This is a genomic window from Marinobacterium jannaschii DSM 6295, from assembly GCF_000620085.1.
GTDB lineage: Bacteria > Pseudomonadota > Gammaproteobacteria > Pseudomonadales > Balneatricaceae > Pontibacterium > Pontibacterium jannaschii.
The window spans coordinates 82,274-99,696 of the sequence record NZ_KK211070.1; the positions used below are offsets into that span (position 1 = coordinate 82,274).

The window sequence follows — 17,423 nt, forward strand, 5'->3', positions numbered from 1 at the left end:
AACAGCGATTAATCTGGTATTACTATATTGAAAAATTGTTATATCGGACATAACGTATGAAAAAGCTCATACCTGCTAGCGTGCTTCTTGTTGCTTTAGCGGCGGTCTCTGGATGTAAACAGCAAACCGTGATTGTCGATGCAGAGTCACCGAACCCCCTAACAGAGGTCGAGCGTGCTTTCCTGTACTCAATGACTAATCAGAAGCCAGGGCCAGCAGCCGCTGCAGGCGGAGCAGGAAGCCGGTTCGAAGAGTACGGAATCGCGGAAACCCCGAAAGTTCGTTACACGTTCCAGCAGGCCCGAACCGCCCCGCACTTTGATTCCGGGCAGATCAAAGATGAAAACGGTGAACTGATACCGTTTACATACACCGTCACATTACCGTCAGGCAGCATTAAGAAGTCGATTGGCCCGGTTGTAAAAAAACTGGGCTACAGCGATGGCTACTGGCTGCTGAACGATTTTAGAGTTCAGCAGCCCGTCAAAATCGGTGGTTATACCACTGAGCACGTTTTAGAACGGATCCTGGATTACAGCGCGTTGGATGGCTTTGTTCGTACTTATGCAAATAAGGCAGTGGAGTTCGGGTCATGAACGTAAAGCAATCGATCACCACTCTGTTTGCCGCTACGGGACTGGCCGCATTGACTCTCACCGCATGTACGCCGGTTGAAGTTAAGCCTGATCTGGGGCGCGTCGAAGCCCTCGATACGCAAATCATGTTGAAGTTGAAGTCCGGATACTTAGAAGACGCTATCAAGCAGGTCGGCAAGATCACCGGACTTTCAATCATATATAAAGCAGAGCCCCACTTGCTGGATCCTCCGGCATTGATGCGCGGCGAGCCTATGCAAGTCATTTCGTCGCTATTGGCTGGACTCCCGATTCGTGCCCGGAAGATGGGGCAAACGGTTTACATCGAACAGATTTGGTCCGTTAAGCGCAACTCCACTGTGAAGTCCTTGATGCAGAAATGGGATAGCGCGTCTGAATGGTCAGTGGTCTGGAACACACAGTCGAATCAGCAGATACAGGCAGATGCTCAATTCTACGGCGAATTCGATAGTGCTGTTGAAGAGCTGTTTGCGGCTCTTCGAATCAGTGGCGGTAGCCTCGAACCTGCCTTCTATCCGAACAACACAGTCGTCGTGCGCTAACGCTATGAAACCGAACGCTATGAAACCAATCGTTGTTGCTACTCTGTGCCTGTCGATGGCGGGCTGTTCTGGGCTGGGTCATCTCGATCTTAAAGTTGATGCTGTTGACGCTCGTCTGAGTGAGCAGATCTCTTCGTATAAAGAAGGCCTGCCGAGTTTCAAGCGGAATCATGTTCCGTACATCGCTGGGTCAGAAACGATGTTCGTTGAGGATATCCCTAAACCTGACTGGTTGTTGTTGGACGTCTTTGTCTCGCCGGAAGAGCGGATGAGCCTCAGGGATTACTCTGAGCTGGTTAGTCGGCAGATCGGAAAGCCTGTGCGACTGGGGCAGGATCTGTTTGAGTTGTACAAAGCGGAAAGTGAGAACAGCGATAGCCAGCAAGATAGCGATGAGGTCGAGGATGAGACTGAAACTGTCAGCTCTGAAGATGCCAACAACCCGCTGGCCCAGAAGTTTCGCGTTAAGCTGAAAGGCCGTGCCGATCAGGTGTTGGATAAGCTTGCAGCGACGTTCAACGTTCACTGGCGCTACGATGCTGGCCAGGTCGTCATCTACAAGCTGGATACCCGTACCTATACGCTGCATTACCTGACTCAGGAAACCCTCAGTACAAAATTCAGTGGTAGCAATACCGATGAAAGTGAATCAGGTCTGTCTACGGCGATGCAGGTTACCCATACCGGAAGCTCGGTTGAGGACTATAAGCAGGCGATCGCGGCGATGTTGTCTCCCCTGGGGCGTCTGCAGTTCATTCCTGGCAGTGGCACAGTTGTTGTAACGGACACCCCCGAAAACCTGGATTCTGTCGAAGCGTTTATCGACGGCGAAAATAAATATATGACGCGCCAGGTTGCGCTCGATGTCTATGTGGCCACTGTATCATCCAATGATGGCCGTGACGTGGGGGTGATCTGGCAAAACCTGCTGTATGCAGGATCGAAAGCGTCTACATCCTTTATCAGTGCAGATGCTCAGCTATCTGCCGAAGCACTGAATCAGCTGGGCGTGACGGTGAACACTGGGCGGCTCACTGGTTCGAAGCTATTCCTGCAGGCATTGGCACAGAAAGCCAGGGTTAAGACCGTCAATTCTGAAACCCGCACAGTGATGAATAACACTGTCGCGCCATTCCGTGATGTGAACAATATCGAATACCCCTCAAATATTACCTCAACGACCAATGACGGGGTTACAGAGACCACAACCGAGACCGGCGTGATCACGCCGGGTTTCGATATAACGCTTAAGCCACGCATTACCCGAGATAACAGGGTTGTACTCGATGTGATCACTGTAATGAAGCGGGCGAAGCCTTTTGATGAGGTGGTCAGCGAAGGTCGCGTTCAGAAGTTTAAAGATGAACTGAGTAAAGAGTTCAGGACTGTAACCTCGGTACGTGATGGCGATACTGCGATCCTGAGCGGATATATCGCGTCTTCTGAATCTCAGACCGCGACCGGAACCGGCAACACGGAGTTCTGGGGCTTAGGTGGCGGAAAGGCCCAGCAGCAAGCTAAAGAGTTGATGCTGATTATGGTCACTCCTCACATCATCAAGGAGTAGCGCCAACATGGATGAGTTTCAGACTTTGCCGGCGCAATCAGTGTACATCGACGGCGCTCAATATGTAGTGGGATGCACGTGGATGAGTGCCACGGGAGAGAAACGTCCCAAGCTACCTCGGGCTCAGCATGGCCATGTGGTCGATTATAAAGCTGATGGCCACTTAAGCCAGGTCGGCTTCTGTGATGTTCAATATGCCAAAGGCCTTGTGTCTGCGGCTAGTTTGCTGGCGGAGTGCAGCTTTGTCCGCCATAAAGCGAAGGCAAGCGGCGAGTCAGACAAGCCTTCGGATCTGATCATGATTGAGCTGACTGAGGAAGGCTATTGGTGGGTTTGTGGTGCAACTGAGGGCGAAGTAGCAATAGGAGGTGATCTGCTGCTGGAAAGCTCTGATGCAGCGTTAACAGCGGCTAATGACCTATTTCACGTCTTAGGTGGCGATGCCGAGTTCGTGGGTAATGCGATCCAACGACTCGAACTTGAACAGGGGGTTGGCCACGTCACGCTGACCCAATTACTGGAAGAAAAGAACGGATTTGTTGAGGCCCACCAGCTTGTTAAGGCTGGACTTACGCCAGGGAAAATTGCTCAAGCATCGGTCATGGCAGGAGCGCTCTGCCTGGCTTTGTATCTTATCGCCGATCAGCAAGGTTGGTTATTGGAAGATGACGAGCGCCTTAAGTTACTGCAGGAACGGAAAAGAAGCTCTAATCGCGCGGTTGATCAATATTACAACACCATTTTTAACCTTCCGCCTGTCGATGAATACGTCGATCACCAGATCGGTTTTATCAAGCGTATTAATGCATTTGACCTACCGTGGGTTTTTCAAGAAATGCGTTGTTTAGGTACTAGCTGCAAAATATCTTGGCGAAATGAGCACTATGCCCAAATGAGCGAAATGTCTAGCTTGATTGCCGATTCATGCACGAAATTCGATCTAGTTCCGCAAGGGAATATTGGTATATGTGAGTTCAATATTCCTGGGGGACAATTACAGGCTCCTAGCTATGTTAATAGCCCGCACCAGTTAACATCAGCATTTCTGGAATATGCCGGTATTGGTATCGAACATGATATTGCACCTGCAATCACATCACAAATTCGTGGTGCACAAAATGCATCGATCGGAAAGGTAATGCGGGAGGGACGCTGGTCTCTTTATGGCGATTTTATTGATGTTTCTGATTCAACTCGTGTACAGAAATTGCCTGCTTGGGTTAGAGCGGAATCCAGCCGCGTTTCAGTAAAAGATAACGGTGGGGCTGTTTCTATAGATATAAAGATTGAGGGTCGATATGTCGTTCAATAAATCAAAAATTGCAGCTGGGCTTCTGTGCTGTATACCGTACTACGCCGTAGCTGATGAGGCCTCAGTTAACCTGGGTGAAGTTCTGAGCAAAGTACCCGATAGCACGTTGGAGCGAAGCAAACAGATTAAGAAGTTAGAACATGCCTCCAAGTTCGCCGAATTGCATTACTCGATTTTGCAAACTGCACATAACACCTGGCTGATGCAGCAGGAACGACAAAAAATCCTGAATGAAAGTGAGAAGAAAAATAAGGGTAGTGCGTCGTCATCGTCAGAGAAGATCAATGTACAGGAAATGATTGAGCAGGCTTTGTCCAGCTCGGAACGCCGTCAAGCCTCCACGGTGCCCAAGAAAGAGGGGTCTACACCTGCTGAACCAGCTGAGTCATTGCCAAAGAAACAGCCCGCAACCCGGGTGAAGCTGCAGAGCCTTTGGGGCAGCCCGAATGATCTGGTGGCTAACGTGACAATTAACTCGAAGCTTCTCGAACTAAAAAGCGGATCTGTTGTACAGGGATGGCTTGTCGAAGAGGTCAGCGAGCAAGGCATTGTGCTTACTCGGGAAGGCAAGCAGAAACATTTGTACTATGGCGGGGCGCTCTAATGAACACTATGACAGCAGTCACAGGGGCACAAGCTGGCCCCCATAATAAATCTATAATTCCAGACCATAAAACGGCACACCGAACACTGGGTGAGGAGCTGCCTGCTCTGTTGTCGGTGCACGGTGATATGGCGTTCCTAGAACTGCAGGATGGCAGCATTATTGTGTTGTCCAGCGTAGAGATTGAAAGAAGTGCGCGGCTTCCGGTTCTTCAGTATGTGAAGCGAAATCACCGAAGCTTGGCAGCTAAGCCTGGCCTCGATGCCTTTATCACTATCAATAGTGGCGCGATTGCTCAGGTACTGAAAGAACACAATTCAACCGTTGGGGAAGCCACTAAGGCGGAGCAAACCGCTGATGAATTGCTAGGTGAAGCTGTTCGCAGAAAGGCCTCAGATATCCATATTTTTGTTCGTGGCCATGCGTCGGCCTCCGTTTCGCTTCGTATTATGGGCGAAATGGTCCCATCGGAACGGACTTTTGATCCAGTCGAGTTAGACCAAGCCGTTAAGTATCTTTATGGAGATCAAACCGGATCCTCTCAGTCTGAAAAAAACGGCTTTGAACCGGGGCGTGGGCAAAGTGCCACCATCGAAGAACGTCGACGCGAAGGCAAGATGGTTCGTTTCCGTTACCAGGATCAGGCGATTGAAGCCAAATCGGACCGCTATCACGTCTCACTGCGTACGATCGACCTGGACTCGGATCTTTATAAGCGGCCCTTAACTGAGATGGGATATAACCGGGATCAGGTAGGCCTACTGGACGATGCGCTCCTTAATGGTGTCGGCGGGCTGATGCTGGTGGTGGGTGCGACCGGTGACGGTAAGACGACGACCTGTGCCGGATTGCTGCACAAGTATGTCAGTGCTACCGGTGGACGACGCCAAGTTATCACGCTGGAAGACCCGATCGAGTACGTGGTTGACGGTGTAGTACACACCCAAGTGAACGGTGAAAAGGGCGGGTGGGTGAAGGCAACTGCCGATATTCTTCGACGGGATCCGGATCTTATCTTTCAGGGTGAAATGCGTACCCCGGAGAGTGCTTCTAATACTGTTCAGGCTGCGCTGTCTGGCCATAAAACCCTAGTCACAGTTCATGCTAATTCAGCAATAGAAGCGCTTTCAAGGCTGAATGAACTGGGGATCGATTGGCGAATGCTCGGTCAGGATGGCTTTATTCGAGCTGTCGTATTCCAGCGACTTTTGCCAACCGTGTGCCCTCACTGCTCAAAATCCATGGCGGATCTGGAAGAGGCTTCGCCGGAAGAGTTGAGCCGTCTTGGATTCACTTCAGGCTTACTGAATCGAGTGAGACGGGTTGCCCGCTCTCATATGGATAACGTGAGATTCCGAAATCATGACGGATGCAAACATTGCTTGGCTGGGATTGGCGGGCGAACTGCTGCGCCAGAGGTACTTACCCTGGATCCTGGGATGAGGAAAGCGATCGCTCAAGGCGCATTGAATGAAGCGCATGAGCAGTGGATTCAGCAGGGGGCAATTGGCAGAGATGATCACGGTTTGGGTGGTGATGGATCTGTTGATCAAAAAGTACTGGGTTACAGCGCATTTGATTCGGCCCTAGACAAGATGAAAGACGGGCTGGTTTGTCCGCGTGATGTAGAAGAGAAGATCGCGAACCTGGCTCTGAAAGGCGTTGAAGCCGATCAACAAATTGGCGGGATTGAAGTGCCGATGCTTCTCGGCGCTAAGGAAGCTGAAGGACCGGATAATCAGTTTGCTGATGATACGCAGGGGTGGCCTGTCTAATGCTGTCTCTACTTCGCGGTGTCAAAAAAGCACAAGCTACTAAGCCATCCAATATCCGCAAACTAAATCCTGCAGAGCGGATCAATTTGTATGAAGTCCTTGCGGATCGTGCCGATCAGGGGGCCTTTGCTGAAGGGATTGAGAAATTAGCTCTGCTATACCAGTCCCGAAAGGGCAAGAGTTCTGCTTTTAAGGCTGCGCTCTATCATCACATCCGAGCAACCAGTAGCCGAAAAGGTCAGCAGATAGCCACCAGCTTGTCAGGTCTCATTCCAGATGATGAGAAGACGACCATCACGACTATGGAATCTGCTGGCCGTTTGGCTGACGGCTTTAAACGGGCCAGGGTTCAGGTTGAGGAGTCAATAGCGCGTAGAAAACAGATAAGCGCGATGCTAATTCCAATTATTTTTTACGCACTGAGTCTGTATGGCGTTATAAAAGTTATGGGTACGATGGTACTTCCAATAATGGTAAAGGACGGGAGTAGTAACGCGTTAATCATATTGGGAAGCAATATCGAAGCTATCGGGTTTGCACTGATCGCAATGATCGTCGCGGCATATTTTTACTTGGCGAAAGCCATTCCTCATGGAGACCCTACGGGATCTATTCGTAAATTTCTTGATAACTATGTTCCGCCATGGAGCTTATTCAAAATCTTCTCATCAATTGCCTTCTTGGAAGGGTTTGCCGTTATGAAAGAGGCGGACAAGTCTGATAAGGAAGCGTTTATTGTGCTGAGAAGTGCATCGAATAGCCTTTGGTATCGTAGTTGTATTAACAGAATGATGGAGAATCTTCGAAATCCGCAGTATACGGCATTAGCCAATAACCCAATATTCAGCCTGGAGGCGAATGACAATATCTTAAGCATGGGGTCGTCGATATCCCCTGATTATCTTTTAAGGCTGGCAGAATCGGAAAAGGAGCGTGCTGACAAGCTGATTGGTATTACCAGTAACATTATTAAATATACAACGATGGCTCTGATCGTAGCCGTTTTGTATCAAGTGTTTGTGTCCTATATCGAAGGACTGAGTTTCTAAAAAATCTACTCTAGCAACATTAATTAAGGAAAACGTTGTGATGAAGAAAAATACTATGGTTGTAGAAATGAAAGATGGAAAAGGCTTCAAAAAAACAGTGAAGAAGCAGAAAGGCTACGGCTTGATGGAAATTATGCTCGGTGTGGCCATCGTCGGTGTATTGGGAGCCGCTATTTTGCCGAAAGGCTTACAGCTGAAACACGATAGCGAAGCGAAAGACAATGCTGGTCTGGTGCTGCAGATGTTTGAATCGTTGGAAGTTCGCTGGCCTGACGGTCCATACGCCGGTTTGGATAATGATTGGGCAATTGCAGCAGGTCTGGTTCCTACAGCTTATGTGAACGGTACCAACATCGAGAACAGTTATGGATTTCTGCCAGCTTTCACCGGGACGACTCTTACCGGTGGTGCGACTAACGCGGCTAAACAGCTGACCTGGCCTGTGGCTCCAGAGGGGTGCTTGGTGTTCACGCAGCAAGTGAGTGAAGGTATCGACCAGATCACTGTAGGTACAACTGTTGTGAAAACGCCGACTACCAGCTTGGATGTGGCTGGCGCGACTACCGCGTGCAATGTGGGTACCCAAAGCATCAACGTGATTATGGCCACCCGCTAAGCTAAGGGAAGTAGTATGACCATGTCTTTTCCGCACGATCTGTATCTTTTCTTTGACGGCCATGATTGGCCTAAAGAGCCTTTTTCTGGTTTAGTTTTTAATGAAGGGGGGCAGGAAAGGTTATCTGGCGCAGTGGGCCAGGGTATGCAGCAACTGCTCAGCTGTCTCGCATCAGAACAGGTTAGAGAGAAGATCGAGCCCGTTGGGGAGGGCATGGTTACCCTGGATAAAAGTTTAACTGATGGCCTAGAGGTGTTTTACCGTTGCACTCAGCTATCGCAGATTACAGACGGTAAGGCGTTGCACTTCGCTCTGATTGAGAATGAATGGCCTTCGTTAACGAATCAAACGGCTAAGGTGAGCTTCGATCGGAAGCTACAAGCGGCAATTGAAAAGGTGCGCCTTCCTAAGACGGAAGGAGGCCTTTATCTATTCATAGGGGAGCCTGGCAGTGGTCGCACAACAGCAGCGGCTGCAACCTATGGACATCTATGCGAGTCCTTCGAAGGTGTTGGCTGGGCGGTCTCTACTTCACACGAAGTTGTGATGAAAGGGCAAAAAGGCCGATCGGTAGCATTCCAACTTGAAACCTCAACGGATACAAACCTAGCCAGTTCAGTCCGACAAGCGAGTGGACTCTTTCCCAGAACTGGCCGCAAGTTCCTCTACGTCAGTGAAATCGATAGTCACGCAGAGTTTGAAGCTGTGATGGATGCCGTATTTCGAGGCGTAATCGTTGTCACGACCTTGAGGAGTACCGACATCGAGTTCGCAATTGAGCGCCTCGTGAAGGGGATCCACCTGAAAGGGACTCAGCTCGCTCGGACGTTAAAGTTAATTTGCCGCAGTTATAAGCACCCTCAGACACAAAGGATAACTTATCAGTGCCTGCCTATGTACCGGCCAGAAACGATCGCCATGGTCAAGAATGGCACAGTTAACAAGCATCTGAAATTAGAACTGGAGCAGATCGAGAATGACCTTAAACGGTGAAAGGTTTGCAGGATGTGCTCGGCTACAGAGTGGCTATAGCCTGCCAGAGATTTCTATAGGCTTAGTCGTAGCCAGCATCCTGGCGTTAGCAGGCCAGCGAGCTTTAGAGCACAGCCGAGAAACTCAGCACTATGAGAAACTGGGCAATCGGGTTGCTCAGTACAATACTGCCGTTGCCAAGTGGACCGTTGATCAGGGCGCGACAGTTATACCCAACACATACACGGGCGTTGATTGGCTCAAAGATGCACCTGGATGCGGTTTGCCCTCCGGGGGCACTGTTGAGTATCTCCCCTGTGGCTTCACTTTTACTGACCTCAAGTATGGGGGCGATCCCACTACTGTTGTCACGAATGCAGCGGGCGTCACCGCGGCTAATACGACCTGGCCACAGATTACCGTAGCGGGAGAGGCGCAGGTCTTAGGCCCCGCTTACACAGTGGCTAAGGCACAGCAATCGACCACCGAAGCGATGAATGCTGTGACTACCTATGCCGATGACTCAAACGGTACGCTGCTGGCAAATGTTGCCTTTAACGCAGCGACCGGTGTGTTTCTACCGCGCAATGGATCGTTACCGATGACCGGTAACCTGGATATGGGCGGCTTCAGTGTCATCAATGCCGACACAGGTAACTTTACAGGTGCGGTATCGGCGGGCTCATTGTCCACCAGCGGAAGCCTGTCTGCAGGTAGCGCATCGATCGCAGGTGCTGTTTCAGCGGCAAGTGCGTCTTTCACCGGGAATATCAGTACTGGCTCCCTAAATGCTACTGGTGGCGTGTCAGCTGCTTCTGTAACGGCGACTACCGCCACCGTCTCTGATACTGCATCGATCGATAAACTGCAGGGTAATCTGCAAATTACTAATGTGGTGACTTCCGGAGCGGCGTGTACGTCGACAGGAAGCTTAGCCGTAGATGCAACGGGTGCACTGTTGTCTTGCGTCTCCGGATCCTGGGCAGTGCCAGGCGGGGGTGGAGCCGGTGATGAAGCAGGTCAGATTGCGGCCTTTACTTCGGGGTGTCCAAGTGGTTGGTCCGAATATAGAAGCGCTCGCGGACGTGTACTTATTGGTACGGGAAGGTACTCTGAAAGCTATGCCAATGGCCGAAGAAGAAATTTTGTGTATCGTCCGGGCGACAGAGGCGGGGAAGCTTTCCATCAGCTGACTGAAGCTGAGCTTGCTTCGCACTCACATGGATCCAGCAATGCTCAGGTTCCTTATGGCAGACCCAACCCAGGTCTTCATCCGGGATCGGCATACATCCGCTCGTTTTCGGATAGTGTCTACTCCGGGAATTTATCGGCACCCGTAACCATTGGCAGTAGCGGTAGTGATATAGAGCACGAAAACCGGATGCCCTATGTAGCGGTAAGCTGGTGTCAGAAATCCTAATCTTCCGATGTAAGAAAAAAGGCGATCTAATAGATCGCCTTTTTGTTTTTTGCTTACTGTTCTTGGGTCCCTTCACACTTCACACTTCACTGCTTCCTATCCAATGATCACCGAGATAGGCATCCGCTACGTTATAGGCGCTCATGTGGACTTTAGCCGTTTCCTGGCAGAGCTGCTGGTGATCCCAGCCCGCCTCAGGTGCCGGAACGGTGCGCACCAGAATGCCATTCACGACGATCTTCAGGCTGTGCTTTCGGATCGGACTGAGTATGTCGAGTTCGCCATGTTGTATGTCGGTAATCAGGTGAAGTGAGCCATGAGCAGGGCCTTCATTGGTCAGTCGATAGCGTTCATTTCCTTCCTCCCAGCCATTGTGCCACTCTTCATGATCCCACTGCCCGGCCGAGTGAGGGTTGGCTGAAGCGGGTTGCCCCGTTATGCCGCTATGAAAGCCCTTCGCATTAATGGTCTTACCTTGTCTAGCATACCGCTTCAGCTCTTTATCTAGTGGAATAGTCACTTTAGTTCCGCTTAGAGATATAATTTAGCTTAATTATATTGTTCTAAGGCCGCAGCAAACAGCATGGACCAGAGTTCGGTATCGTCGGGCCACTTCTTTCGCTGACCGACTGAGCCCATTCTTCCAATTCGCCCCTATCCGTGAATTCAGCTGTTACTTGATTCCAGATCCAGCGATCACCGATGCTCCAGAATTTTCGTTACTAACTAGCTGCGGGGAAGCGACTTCAGCTTCTTCATTGAACAGGTACTCTAGGCTGTTTACAAATCCGTTTTTCATTGTGTTCTCCTTTGCTTGAGAGGCTAAAACTCAACAAACCATATCCCATTAGAGATATAATTAAGAAATATATTGCTTAGAAAGGCTATATTTTGATTGATGTTCATAGCTTTCCCAGTATGCTTGGGAAGCATCGTTCAGAGCGTTATGGGGAGAGATCCGGAGAACATGATCGAAAAAGGTAATACGCCAGCAGAATACGTCGACTTGTTGTTTGAGCGGGTCATCCCGAGAGGAGCCACTAACCTCAGATTGAAGGAGGCGGTGAAAACATATTTGGTGGAGGGGGGGAAACAGGAAGATATCGCTGAACAGTTTGACGTCACACAGCCGGCTATGGCCAGACAGTTAAAAGTGCTGCGCAAGTTGGATTGCTGGGCCGAAAAAGTAGCGCCGTTTCACAAGGGCCCCTAGTCGTCAGGCGCAAATGGTCTGATGCCGCTAGAGGTGTGGTAAAGGGCTAGTCATGGAAAGGATTGACTAAGTATCACTATGGGATTCCACAACAATAAAACCGGTCGATATCAGCACTACAGTGACTCTGAACGCCGTGAATATGGCCGGCGCAGGCGGGAGGAAGAACGCAAGGCGATCATGGCCGAGTGGATCACAGTCTGGCGTCTTAAAGAGGAACGTAATTGGACAGATGGGGCGATCCGGCGCTTTCTTGGAGAACCTGTTTCTCAAAACGGATACAAGGTGTTTGCCAGGGTTGATGTCCTGAAGGCTGAAAAGGGTAAAGATTTTAAAGCTTGGATGTCTACGCGCATCGAGAAGCAGTATCGGGCGAATCTGTCTAAAAATGGTCAAGACTATGCTGAAACGGCTAAGAAGCATATAGAGTCCGTATTATGGCCTGCTGTCTCTGCCCCGCCTAAAACCCACGAAGAGTCACCGGCTCCTTTTGAAATTGAGGAACCGGTTATCATTGCCCGTTGCCATCCTCTGCATGGATACAGTATTCGCAATTATCAAAATACGCTGTCTACAGTCATTGGCGTTCGAGGCGATAGGGTGTCCTTGAGACTGATGAACGGCTCTGTCGTCCACTTGAATAGCAAATACTTGGATCGCCCAACCGCAGAAGAACTGAAAACACTCCGGGGCAATTTCCAGTTACGTGATCAGTCACTAAAGCTCACTGGCGCGCAGCAGCTTGCTCTATATGACTTGGAAAAGGCACTTCAACGTTGCGGTGACAGCGGTCTACAGCTGTCTGAAGCGGAAGGAAAGCTGTACGTCACTAAAGCCTACCAACCTCGTTCTGATCATCATAAGCAGGAGCGACAGCTGTTCGAAGTCGATACCGGGAACTGTCACTTCCACACCCCTTCTGCATCAGAAGGGCCTCATTCTTAAAGCCTGACAGCGTTGCAAGAAACGCGGGCTGGTGGAAGATGCAGGTACGGCAAAGGGATTGAGTTCTGGAAGGGCCGCGACTTTGAGAAGGCCTACGTTTGAAGGGAATCGGTTACTGAATTCTCTGCTGACTCAGATATAACAAAGCTAATTTATAGCTTTGTAATATGCCTCAAATAAGATATATTTATCTTGTTTCATAATTGATGCAGAGAGCTGAAGTGCATGAGCGAAGACAATTTGAGGCTCAACACACCGAACAGCCAAGCACTTAGACATTCACGGAATTGCACTACATCTTGTGAGCCGGTGTCGGCTAATCACCAGAACATGTAGTGTTATCAGAAATTCAACGAAAGGGATTTAAGAATATGAAAGCAGGACTGATTACCCGCGAAACAGCCATTCTTGAAGCTGGTCAGAATGCTGTCGAAGCGGTTGAGGCTATGACCTGTAACGAAACCAACGCTGTCGGCTATCAGGGTCTGGCAGGTGGTGATGAACTCTGCGAATGGGCGGCCAGAACTAACTGCGAGGTTGACGGTATTCCCGCCACACTGACCGCGTATTACTACACCACCAATTCGCAGGATCAGGAGATCGCAGAAGGTTGCGATATCGATTGGCAGATTGCTGGCTACACCGCAGAGTAAAGACCCGAGCCTGGCATCAACCGGGCTAGCTACTTTTTGACACAAAGGAATAGATGTTGTGGTTGACCAGCTGGCGATCGCTACAGCATATAGTGTTATCTGAAATTCACGGGATCGAGCCGGCGACTCCGGCTCAATTCCCCAACGCCTGTAGATCGGGTTTTGCGGAAGTGAAAACACTCAACGGAAAGAAGAGGGACCGACGATGACCAAGACAACTCCAATGCTGGATGAAGCGTGCGAAATTATTACCCAGTCAAATGCTGACCTGCCTACAGGTCATTCACCTTTGAAGCCTGGAACCGTTATGGCGACACAAAGTATGGATGACTTCAAGGATCTTCCAGAAAGTACGAAGTCGGCAATTATGGCCAATGTAACAACGAATTTCTGTCACAAATAACTTTCACGGAATTGGGCGGAAAACAGCAGCCATGAAGCTACCAAACGTAAAGAAGCCCTGCAAGGACTGCCCATTTTGCAAAGACAGCCTGAAGGGGTGGTTGGGTGAAGGGCGCATGACGGAGATCCTGGCAGCGGACTCGTTTGTTTGTCATAAGAAAACGGACCTTCAGTGTGCTGGTCACATGCTGATTAACGGTGATCATAATGGCTTTGTTCGGCTGGCCAACAAGCTGGGTATTGAGCTGCAGCTGACCGGCAAAGAACTGGTTTTCGAGAGCACTGCAGCGTGTATCGAGCACCACGCTAATTAATCACGGAATCGAGCCGGGAACCGGCGAAGGAAAGGAGCTAACAGATGAAAGTACGGAACTTCTACCCAAAGCAAGTTATGAAACGCCTCGCTCGGCGTGATGTTGAGACCCTGGATGCGGGCGAAAAAGCAGCTCTGAATTTCTTCCTCAGAAAAGGGCGCAAGTTTGGGATTGGCACTGCGGTTCTGACTGAAACCGATCCTACAGAACTGCTGGCGGCAAATAACGCGGAAGAGGCGAGCGCTATCCTAGCCAACTGTACCACTCGCATTCACCTTACCGCCTACTAAGCAGGCATTCACGGAAACGAGCCGGGAAATTCCGGCCACTTCCCCAGTGCCTGCAGGTCAGGTGCTTAGGAAGTGAATAGCACATAAGGGACGAATGACTGTGAGTAAAAACTCTTGTACGAGACCTAACTACGCTTGGCAAAAGGTAGGTGGAGCGGATGTGATTTATGAGGATGGAAATCCTCTTACTGCTGCGGATGTAGTTCGTCTACTAAATGCCAATGAACAGATATTGACTGACCGACAAAAAGTCCTCAATGCGATCCCTGAATGTCCAGAACATGGGCCCGACTGTGTGTCCCATGCTCTTGAGCGGAAAAAACCACGTTTCTTGAAGAATTTAACAGAAGAGCAGTTTCGGTATTCCCTGGAACGGCTTGCTGAACCGTTGGCTAATGAAAATCTTTCCAAGGATATGCGAACCGGATACAAAGGCGCTATGGATAAAGCTTTGAATCTGTACGTTGAGCGAGATTGTGAAGAGCTGGTGTGCGAGTACATTCCTCATCATCGCAACCCACATAACGAACCTTCCAGATAATCACGGAATCGAGCCGGTGATTCCGGTTCGCTTCCCTAGCGCCTGCAGATCGGGTGTTGCGGAAGTGAAAACACCCCAAGAAAAGAAGAGGGACCGATGATGACTAACGAATGCTCTACACCTGATTGTGGTGAGTTTGCTGCCAGCGGTGGCCGCTGCCATGACTGCCTTGAAGACAGCCTGACCGAGCCTTATTGGGAGGCTGAAAAGCCTGCTGTAGGCTATGTAGCACCATCTGTTACAGAAATGAAAGCCCAGCTTACAGCGGATCAGATTGCAGGCTTTGCAAGTGTAGCATCGAGCCTGCAAGAAAGCCTGGGGCCAGTAGAACCTGGTTTTAATCTAACGGGCTGGGTATGGATGCAAGTGGCGCTGGCACAACGCCACAGTATCCCGTCATGGCAGGTTACAACGATGCTCGATGAGTTGTATCAAGAGTTGCTGGAGCATCAATCTCGGCAAGCTCAAAGTGCTTAAACAATCACGGAATCGGGCTGGATATGGCATCGGTAGTAGTTGATAAGGAAGTAGTTGAAGCCTTGATCGAACTGAAGGCTTGGATGGACTCTATTCCCCAAGAGCGTCTTGAAGGCTTAAGTGTTGGGTCCCAGATGTTGATCCAAAGTGGGTTGATGGGGTGATTAGTAATGCGCAAGGTGCCGAGGCTGGTTTTGCGTATCCCCCAGAGGCTGAGATCAAACTTCTTTCGGAAGTTCATGAAGACGAATTTGGTTACGTTTTTAAACCTGGCATGAAGGGTAAGTTTTCTTTTTTGGTCAACGGTTCGTACTGCATTGTTGATATGGACTCTTCGCTGGCTTATTCACTCGGTGGGATGGGTACCGTCGAGGTCATGGTCAAGCTGTCTGACATCACGTTGGCTTAAAATAATCACGGAATTAACGAAAGGATATAGCAGATATGCCCGCCAAGATTCCAGAATGGGTAAGAATCACAGTCGAGCCCACTGAGAAAATGAAAGAGCTGTCAGCTGAGGCGCAAAAGTTGATGGATGAATATCACCGTCTTGAATCTATCGAGCAGCGTAAGGCATGGGGAGATCTGTGTGACCAGATCGAAATGCGGGGCCATGATTCTCTTGAAGGCAAACGCAAGCGACCTATAAAGCACCCACAAAAACATTAACGGAATTGGCTAACTAATGAGAAGAGTAAAGTTCAAATTTATATGCCGAAACTGGATATTCACATTTCTGGCATTTGTGGTTGCAGGGCAAGGACTTGTCGCGCTTTGGATGGTGTTGTCTAAATTATCTGAAACGGCTTATACCGTTATGGATTTAGAGCTAATGATCATTTTAGGTGGTGCCGCAATTGCCTGTATGTACCCAGCTGCCGGTAGGGTTCTGATGGAGCATTCCGTAAGAATGGTTGTTCCGTGCGGGGAGGCTCTTGAAGAATTGCCTGAGTACAGACTGGTCTATTGGCTAAAACAACAGTAATTCACGGAAACGAAATGAGAAAAAGTATTCTATGCACTATTAACCTTCATGACTGGGATTGTAAGAGTTCTCATAACGGAGAAGGTGGAGCCAATGACTTTTCATCTGATACGAGAACGTGTCGCAGAGAGGGATGTAGCGCTCAACAAAAACGATCACCGCAGACTGATTGGAAGTGGAAAAAGGTCGGTAGATAGATACCAGGTAAACCAAACCACATTGACGGAAAGAGCTATGAAAGCAGGCGATATCAAGATTTTTACTAAAAGCGGCAACCAGGTACGCCTCATTGAACGGGATGGTAACGGCTGGGTGGTAGAACGCACTCGCGGTAAGTCTACCGGTAAGCAAATGTGGTGCCCTGATCGGGCGCTGGTTGATTCACTGGATTAGGCTGATTGCTGGCCAAGGAAAGAAACATAGAGGGACTTAATGAATAAAAAGCATGCATTCGAGAAAGAACGGAGCCGCCGTCAGAATCTATGGGACACGACTTGGATCACTTTAATTGTTGTCGTGGTGATAGGCGCGGGGGTATCTGCGAATCAAAACATTGGAATTAGCTTTAGCGAATCTCCAAGTGTGTTTACTCTTCTAATGCTATTGTCTGTAGCTATTGCTGGCGGGTTTGCCTTGTCTGTATTAAGACCTGTTAATAGTTACTTAGAAAAAACGTGGCTGAAAAAATACTGGATGGAGACTTGTGAGAGTAGTGGGATAGTGAAGGTTCATGGGTCTATACCATTGCGAGACTTTGACCGAGTCTGGTTCATACACCTGAAGTGCCACCTTTTGAACCATTCTGGGACGCACCTTGAAGGAGTCAACATGCAACTTGGCGATATTTTAGGCTTTGAGCTGGGAAAGCCCCGTGATTCTCAGACTAGAAAGGCCCTAGCAGAAGAACTGATTAGATGGCTGATGCTTTTAACTTTGATGATTGGGTTGGCATCATCTCTCGCATGACTGGTGCCTGGGAAGCATAGCGATCACCAAGTTCATTCCCAATACAGCTGCTTCATAAGCTGCGCTATTTCTGTAAGGAAACCTAATTCTTAGGGAAACAGTTGTTTCCCGTTTCCCTTACTGCCACACTACACCTAACTCAATCATCCAAGTCCAAATTTAG

The 17,423-nt window shown here is 49.4% G+C and carries 25 protein-coding genes; 23 read left to right on the forward strand and 2 right to left on the reverse strand.

The window, feature by feature from the left end; all coding sequences use genetic code 11:
- The first annotated feature begins 56 nt into the window (after positions 1-56).
- The 10 genes from Q354_RS0123530 to Q354_RS0123575 are packed head-to-tail and all read left to right on the forward strand — an operon-like array spanning position 57 to position 10,474.
- Entirely contained in the window at positions 57-596 is a 540-nt protein-coding gene (locus tag Q354_RS0123530) for a hypothetical protein (protein WP_156948484.1), read from the forward strand.
- Complete coding sequence (locus Q354_RS0123535) at positions 593-1,159, forward strand: TcpQ domain-containing protein (protein ID WP_027859765.1); 567 nt, start codon at positions 593-595, stop codon at positions 1,157-1,159. Before Q354_RS0123530 ends, Q354_RS0123535 begins: the two co-directional genes overlap by 4 nt.
- 19 nt (positions 1,160-1,178) lie before the next feature.
- Positions 1,179-2,726 carry a hypothetical protein gene (locus Q354_RS0123540; RefSeq protein WP_169828933.1) on the forward strand — a complete coding sequence of 516 codons (1,548 nt, stop codon included), beginning with the start codon at positions 1,179-1,181 and terminating at the stop codon, positions 2,724-2,726.
- Between the two features lie 7 nt (positions 2,727-2,733).
- On the forward strand, positions 2,734-4,038 hold the full coding sequence (locus Q354_RS0123545; RefSeq protein WP_027859767.1) for a hypothetical protein: 1,305 nt from the start codon (positions 2,734-2,736) through the stop codon (positions 4,036-4,038).
- Positions 4,025-4,642, forward strand: a complete 618-nt coding sequence (locus Q354_RS0123550; RefSeq protein ID WP_027859768.1) for a hypothetical protein — start codon at positions 4,025-4,027, stop codon at positions 4,640-4,642. Before Q354_RS0123545 ends, Q354_RS0123550 begins: the two co-directional genes overlap by 14 nt.
- The gene (locus Q354_RS0123555) at positions 4,642-6,417 is read left to right on the forward strand and encodes a GspE/PulE family protein (RefSeq protein ID WP_027859769.1); all 1,776 of its coding nucleotides are present in this window, start codon (positions 4,642-4,644) and stop codon (positions 6,415-6,417) included. The genes Q354_RS0123550 and Q354_RS0123555 overlap by 1 nt, the downstream gene beginning before the upstream one ends.
- Entirely contained in the window at positions 6,417-7,466 is a 1,050-nt protein-coding gene (locus Q354_RS0123560; RefSeq protein ID WP_027859770.1) for a hypothetical protein, read from the forward strand. Before Q354_RS0123555 ends, Q354_RS0123560 begins: the two co-directional genes overlap by 1 nt.
- A gap of 40 nt (positions 7,467-7,506) precedes the next feature.
- Positions 7,507-8,082: a type 4 pilus major pilin gene (locus tag Q354_RS0123565; protein WP_027859771.1), complete on the forward strand. Its 576-nt coding sequence runs from the start codon at positions 7,507-7,509 to the stop codon at positions 8,080-8,082.
- A gap of 15 nt (positions 8,083-8,097) precedes the next feature.
- Entirely contained in the window at positions 8,098-9,075 is a 978-nt protein-coding gene (locus tag Q354_RS0123570; RefSeq protein ID WP_027859772.1) for a P-loop NTPase family protein, read from the forward strand.
- A complete protein-coding gene (locus Q354_RS0123575; RefSeq protein WP_027859773.1) occupies positions 9,059-10,474 on the forward strand; it encodes a prepilin-type N-terminal cleavage/methylation domain-containing protein in 1,416 nt (471 codons plus the stop codon). The genes Q354_RS0123570 and Q354_RS0123575 overlap by 17 nt, the downstream gene beginning before the upstream one ends.
- 79 nt (positions 10,475-10,553) lie before the next feature.
- Here Q354_RS0123575 and Q354_RS27750 read toward each other — a convergent pair whose 3' ends face one another.
- Both Q354_RS27750 and Q354_RS28920 read right to left on the reverse strand, forming a co-directional pair.
- Complete coding sequence (locus tag Q354_RS27750; RefSeq protein ID WP_051560588.1) at positions 10,554-10,994, reverse strand: hypothetical protein; 441 nt, start codon at positions 10,992-10,994, stop codon at positions 10,554-10,556.
- 153 nt (positions 10,995-11,147) lie between these two features.
- Positions 11,148-11,273 (reverse strand): hypothetical protein, encoded by a 126-nt coding sequence (locus Q354_RS28920; protein ID WP_281174745.1) that lies wholly within the window; start codon positions 11,271-11,273, stop codon positions 11,148-11,150.
- Between the two features lie 168 nt (positions 11,274-11,441).
- On the opposite strand from Q354_RS28920, the gene Q354_RS0123590 reads away from it, so the two are divergent.
- From Q354_RS0123590 to Q354_RS0123650, 13 genes are all read left to right on the forward strand, one after another.
- Positions 11,442-11,687 (forward strand): hypothetical protein, encoded by a 246-nt coding sequence (locus Q354_RS0123590; RefSeq protein ID WP_156948485.1) that lies wholly within the window; start codon positions 11,442-11,444, stop codon positions 11,685-11,687.
- Between the two features lie 78 nt (positions 11,688-11,765).
- Positions 11,766-12,632: a hypothetical protein gene (locus Q354_RS28400; protein ID WP_051560590.1), complete on the forward strand. Its 867-nt coding sequence runs from the start codon at positions 11,766-11,768 to the stop codon at positions 12,630-12,632.
- A 371-nt stretch (positions 12,633-13,003) separates the two neighbouring features.
- Positions 13,004-13,285 carry a hypothetical protein gene (locus Q354_RS0123600; protein WP_027859776.1) on the forward strand — a complete coding sequence of 94 codons (282 nt, stop codon included), beginning with the start codon at positions 13,004-13,006 and terminating at the stop codon, positions 13,283-13,285.
- 205 nt (positions 13,286-13,490) lie between these two features.
- Positions 13,491-13,688 (forward strand): hypothetical protein, encoded by a 198-nt coding sequence (locus Q354_RS28405; protein ID WP_156948486.1) that lies wholly within the window; start codon positions 13,491-13,493, stop codon positions 13,686-13,688.
- A gap of 31 nt (positions 13,689-13,719) precedes the next feature.
- Positions 13,720-14,001, forward strand: a complete 282-nt coding sequence (locus Q354_RS0123605; protein ID WP_036231364.1) for a hypothetical protein — start codon at positions 13,720-13,722, stop codon at positions 13,999-14,001.
- A gap of 44 nt (positions 14,002-14,045) precedes the next feature.
- Positions 14,046-14,291: a hypothetical protein gene (locus Q354_RS0123610; protein ID WP_027859778.1), complete on the forward strand. Its 246-nt coding sequence runs from the start codon at positions 14,046-14,048 to the stop codon at positions 14,289-14,291.
- A 100-nt stretch (positions 14,292-14,391) separates the two neighbouring features.
- A complete protein-coding gene (locus Q354_RS28410) occupies positions 14,392-14,832 on the forward strand; it encodes a hypothetical protein (protein ID WP_156948487.1) in 441 nt (146 codons plus the stop codon).
- Between the two features lie 96 nt (positions 14,833-14,928).
- The gene (locus Q354_RS0123620; protein WP_027859780.1) at positions 14,929-15,309 is read left to right on the forward strand and encodes a hypothetical protein; all 381 of its coding nucleotides are present in this window, start codon (positions 14,929-14,931) and stop codon (positions 15,307-15,309) included.
- 160 nt (positions 15,310-15,469) lie between these two features.
- Positions 15,470-15,718, forward strand: coding sequence for a hypothetical protein (locus tag Q354_RS0123630; protein ID WP_027859781.1), 249 nt, complete (start codon positions 15,470-15,472; stop codon positions 15,716-15,718).
- Positions 15,719-15,753: 35 nt separating this feature from the next.
- The gene (locus tag Q354_RS0123635; RefSeq protein ID WP_027859782.1) at positions 15,754-15,978 is read left to right on the forward strand and encodes a hypothetical protein; all 225 of its coding nucleotides are present in this window, start codon (positions 15,754-15,756) and stop codon (positions 15,976-15,978) included.
- A gap of 16 nt (positions 15,979-15,994) precedes the next feature.
- A complete protein-coding gene (locus Q354_RS0123640; protein WP_027859783.1) occupies positions 15,995-16,294 on the forward strand; it encodes a hypothetical protein in 300 nt (99 codons plus the stop codon).
- A gap of 93 nt (positions 16,295-16,387) precedes the next feature.
- Complete coding sequence (locus tag Q354_RS28415) at positions 16,388-16,687, forward strand: hypothetical protein (RefSeq protein ID WP_156948488.1); 300 nt, start codon at positions 16,388-16,390, stop codon at positions 16,685-16,687.
- 39 nt (positions 16,688-16,726) lie between these two features.
- Positions 16,727-17,260 (forward strand): hypothetical protein, encoded by a 534-nt coding sequence (locus tag Q354_RS0123650; RefSeq protein ID WP_027859784.1) that lies wholly within the window; start codon positions 16,727-16,729, stop codon positions 17,258-17,260.
- The last annotated feature ends 163 nt before the right edge of the window (positions 17,261-17,423 follow it).